This window comes from Buttiauxella gaviniae ATCC 51604 (assembly GCF_001654835.1).
GTDB classification, from domain to species: domain Bacteria; phylum Pseudomonadota; class Gammaproteobacteria; order Enterobacterales; family Enterobacteriaceae; genus Buttiauxella; species Buttiauxella gaviniae.
Genome location: NZ_LXEP01000048.1, coordinates 1 through 3915, shown reverse-complemented (window position 1 = coordinate 3915; position 3915 = coordinate 1). Strand labels below are relative to the sequence as shown.

General features: G+C 47.3%; 8 protein-coding genes. All 8 read left to right on the top strand.

Annotation, left to right across the window (positions count from 1 at the left end):
• A partial coding sequence (locus tag M977_RS22680; protein WP_209438617.1) for a conserved phage C-terminal domain-containing protein occupies positions 1-401 on the top strand: 401 nt, incomplete at its 5' end.
• 30 nt (positions 402-431) lie between these two features.
• A complete protein-coding gene (locus M977_RS22675; RefSeq protein WP_064519109.1) occupies positions 432-1145 on the top strand; it encodes a DUF1627 domain-containing protein in 714 nt (237 codons plus the stop codon).
• Positions 1145-1405, top strand: coding sequence for a hypothetical protein (locus M977_RS22670; RefSeq protein ID WP_064519107.1), 261 nt, complete (start codon positions 1145-1147; stop codon positions 1403-1405). Before M977_RS22675 ends, M977_RS22670 begins: the two co-directional genes overlap by 1 nt.
• 14 nt (positions 1406-1419) lie before the next feature.
• Positions 1420-1680 carry a hypothetical protein gene (locus M977_RS22665; RefSeq protein WP_157092120.1) on the top strand — a complete coding sequence of 87 codons (261 nt, stop codon included), beginning with the start codon at positions 1420-1422 and terminating at the stop codon, positions 1678-1680.
• 211 nt (positions 1681-1891) lie between these two features.
• Entirely contained in the window at positions 1892-2380 is a 489-nt protein-coding gene (locus M977_RS22660) for an ImmA/IrrE family metallo-endopeptidase (protein WP_064519104.1), read from the top strand.
• A gap of 5 nt (positions 2381-2385) precedes the next feature.
• Positions 2386-2793 (top strand): hypothetical protein, encoded by a 408-nt coding sequence (locus tag M977_RS22655; RefSeq protein ID WP_064519101.1) that lies wholly within the window; start codon positions 2386-2388, stop codon positions 2791-2793.
• A gap of 509 nt (positions 2794-3302) precedes the next feature.
• Positions 3303-3578 (top strand): hypothetical protein, encoded by a 276-nt coding sequence (locus M977_RS22650; protein WP_064519099.1) that lies wholly within the window; start codon positions 3303-3305, stop codon positions 3576-3578.
• A gap of 159 nt (positions 3579-3737) precedes the next feature.
• The coding region (locus M977_RS24700; protein WP_245163536.1) for a Ref family recombination enhancement nuclease at positions 3738-3915 on the top strand (178 nt) is incomplete at its 3' end.

Below are 3915 nucleotides of genomic sequence, written 5' to 3'. Positions count from 1 at the left end.
TGGCGGATGAATACGTTGCAGACGAACTCATCCTGGTTATCGAACACCGGGCTGACCTCTGGCTCGATAACGTGACGATGGCCCAACACTTGTGCCCGAAGACACTTTTTAACTTTGAGAATTTCGAGGGGTATCTGCCGCTGGCCCGCAAATGGGACAACGAAGGCCGCCCATCCAGCAGAGCGCCTGTTATCGACTGCAGCGAACGCGACGCTGCTCACAAGCGGTTTCTTGGTCAGGCGGCAAATCTGATCCTGAAATCACCGCTGGAAATATGCGTCCGCAAACTGGCCTCGAATGCGAGTGTCGGAGGGCTTTCGCCTGAAGCTTCAAAACGCACATGGGATCGGCTTTGGGCGGAGCAGGCTGCCCGTATGCAAAAAAACGAACTGATCGCATAGCGGCAAGATTGATTGAAACTGGAGAAGACTATGGAAACCGTACTTGAAGCACTGAAAGCAATGGGTAAAGCCACAGCGCGTGAAATTTCTGCCCGAATGAAAATCGACGTGAGAGAGATTCTTGGCATGCTGCGCGAACATGAAGAGCTTGAACAAATTGAGCTGGTTAACGGCTGGTGGCAGTTGACGGGTACCGGCGCTAAAACCCCTCGAGTAAAACCTGCGGTACCAGCGGTTAAAGTCGTGAACAGCAAAGAGCGACCAGCATCACCTGCTGTGGCAACACCGGCTCGCAAAATTAACGAAGCAGTTTTGGCAGAATTAATGACACAGCATGGTGAGCTGACGACTGAGCAAATGGCAAAACTTGCTGGTACCACCGTTCGCGCGGTTGCTTCCACGCTGGCCATGCCGGTGAACAGGGGGCGAGTAGTTCGTGAGAAGCGCGGGAATGTATTCCACTTCACCCTGGCGAAACCAGCCCTAGCCGAGCCAGAGCCTGCTGTTGCTTCAATGCCTGAGATTAAGCAGCCGGCAGTGCAAGAATCTGTACCTCAAAGCGATGCTGCCTTTCTGGATGCCATCCCACAGATGGCGAAGCGCCAGGCGGCCGAGATGGTTTGCCCTACACCAAAATCCATAGCGGCAGAAATTCGCCGCACGAAGTCCCGCCTCAATCAGCTTGAAGAGCTGCGTGTTACGGTTCGCCAGCTTGCTCGCCAACAACGTGCTCTGGGGTTCTGATGACAACTGAACTCAAACTCTGCCCTAAGGGAAAAAAGCCAAAAATCACCACTCGTGAGCCTCGTGGTTACTGGTGTGTGATGGGCTACAAGAACATCACATGCCCGTGTGGATGCCTTAGAGCAACGGCTGCGTATACCAAAGGCGGCCAGGCCTGGTGCAAAGCAGAGGAGAAGGCTATCGAGCAGTGGAACCGTGAAGTGGTGCAGTACACCTCAGGAATGAAACTACAAAGCCAATCAAACGAACCTAACAAATAGGGTGATTTGTCGTTATGAAATTCACGATGCGTAAAAAGCGCGACTGGAAAGCATGGTTCGAGGTGGGTGTTTTTAAGCGGGTAGTCGTGCTTCGCAACCATGAGATAAGCCGCTGGCAGATAATGGGACTATGCGCCACTGGTGCGCCAGTATTCATAGAAGCCGCTCGAGGGAAATGCCAGATTAGAGCATGGACTGATTTTAATCAGTTGGCGTTATTTCTTGAGGCAATCGGCGTGCAGCGCTATGAGGTTCACAACAAGGCTATCAAATAAATTCCTGAGTGGGGGTAACTTCTCGTAACGCCCCCTAACTAGCGGCTTTTTTCTATCCAAGTAAACCTTTTGTTTAGCAATTTCTATATCTATAACTAGGCGTATTGGATATGATAATTTTGATGCAATGAATTTCCCTATTGTCAAGCCTCGGAAGTTCTGCAGAAATTGATACGTTTCGATGATGAAATGAACGAGAGTGGGAGGACTTATGGCTACTAATCCAAGAGAGCATGCACGGCGAGTTCTTGACACTATTTGGTGTGGCAGAGGATTTCCTGTTGACCCCGTTCAAATCGCTAAAGAAATGGGGCTAGATGTTTTTGTCACAGATCTGCCTGGTTCGGTTTCAGGGGCATTAATCAAACAAAAAGACCAAGATCCCGCTATTTTCCTAAATGCAGACGATGCTCGTGTTCGTCAACGCTTTTCATGTGGTCATGAATTAGGGCATTACATCGCTCGTCAGGTTGATAGTAATGATGTTTATGAGTATGTGGATCTTCGTGGTGAAAAGGCCAGTAACGGCACTGACCCAGAGGAAATCTTCGCAAACCAATTTTCAGCCGAACTGTTAATGCCAGTTGAAACTGTTAAAGAATTGATTGCACAAGGTTACCCAAATTATGCGATGGCCCATTTCTTTGGTGTTTCTGATGATGCCATGCATTATCGTCTTAAAAGACTGGGGTTGAAGTAGATTGAATGTCAGAAGAAAATCAAGACTCATTCAAAAGTTCGATTGCTCAGCAACTCAAAGAAACCCTGAATGCACATCGCAAACTGGCTGAAGAGAATGTTCCAGACACTCTGACTGCAGATGAATCTAAACCGGCCCTGGTTAAAGAGGTATCTCAACTTGATCCTGAGAGGCAGCGACTAAACAACGTTGACTACGAAGCTGAAATTAAGCTTAAAAAGTCTTACGGAAAATGGTTCCTCATCATTCTTGCTTGTCAGCTATTAATTATGAATGCCGTATTCATCGCAGTAGGATTATCGAAGTTAACCTTCAAGGATGATCTTACTTTGCAATTGTATATGGGTGGGACAATGACCGAGGTGTTTGGTCTGGTATTGGTCGTAACTAAATATCTCTTCAAGCGCAAATAACACCCTATCTTTTCGCTCGTTGCCTTTTCAGAAATATCAAGCCGCCTGACTAGCGGCTTTTTTAATGCCTGCAATTATCGCAATCATGATCGATTTTACCGATCGATAGCATCGCATTGATCAATGAAACTGATTAACTAGCAAGCACAGAACAGTAACAAGTTATCAACCTGCAATCTTCGCTGGTGGCCGTTTAGGTTTCGTTTAAGTCGACACCGGCCCGTGTCATTGCGTGACATGAAGTGACGAAACGCAGTCATTCAATCAGTTAACCTCGACATATTTGCCGCTCGGCATTCGTTAACACTAACGATCAAATTTTGATCTAATGTAACCAAAAAGATTATTCAAATCAGCCAGATAAATACCCTTGCATAGACTCATTATTTTTGTGCATACTGTGCAAAATACAAATTGACTGTATGCATATACAGTCTTTGTGGCGCACTGTTGCAGATGTGCGCAAGGGTTCTGGGCCCGCAAACTAGCTAATATGAAAGGTGGATTGAGTGAAATTAAGTGAGGAATTACCTGCTACGGGTTATGCGGTTATTCGTTGTCACGATAGAGCTGTAGTTGCGCGGTTTGATAGTTTTCCTGGTGTTGGGCAAAACCCGATGCCCGGTAACGCTGAGAGTTCTTTGTTAATGTACTTCCGTGATGGCGTGCCACTTTCAGGTTTTTGGCTGCGCGATGATGAGTTTGTTACCAGTCTCCGCTGCCTGGATGAAGGCCGCAAAAAAGCAGGGCTCTCCGCTATAGATTACCGAAGAACCAAGTTATAATTGCCGCAGGTCTGAACAACCTACTGAGAAATCACTGTGCCTCAGGAATATCCAGATGGCACAGAATCAATACAAAACCTTTCCCTCTGAATTTCGGGCTCTCGTAAAAACAGAAGCTTGGGATTTTCTGCATCCATTGTTTACCGCTGGTGGTGAGCAATGAAGAAGGCAGAGCGCGAGCACCTATCCCGAGTTGCATCCCTTGGCTGTGTCGTATGTCGCAATCTGGATCTTGGCGAAACGCCGGCTGAAATCCATCACTGCAGTTCCGGTACTGGTCTTTCTGTCCGGGCAGACAATTATCATGTCATTCCTCTTTGTCATATCCATCATCGAA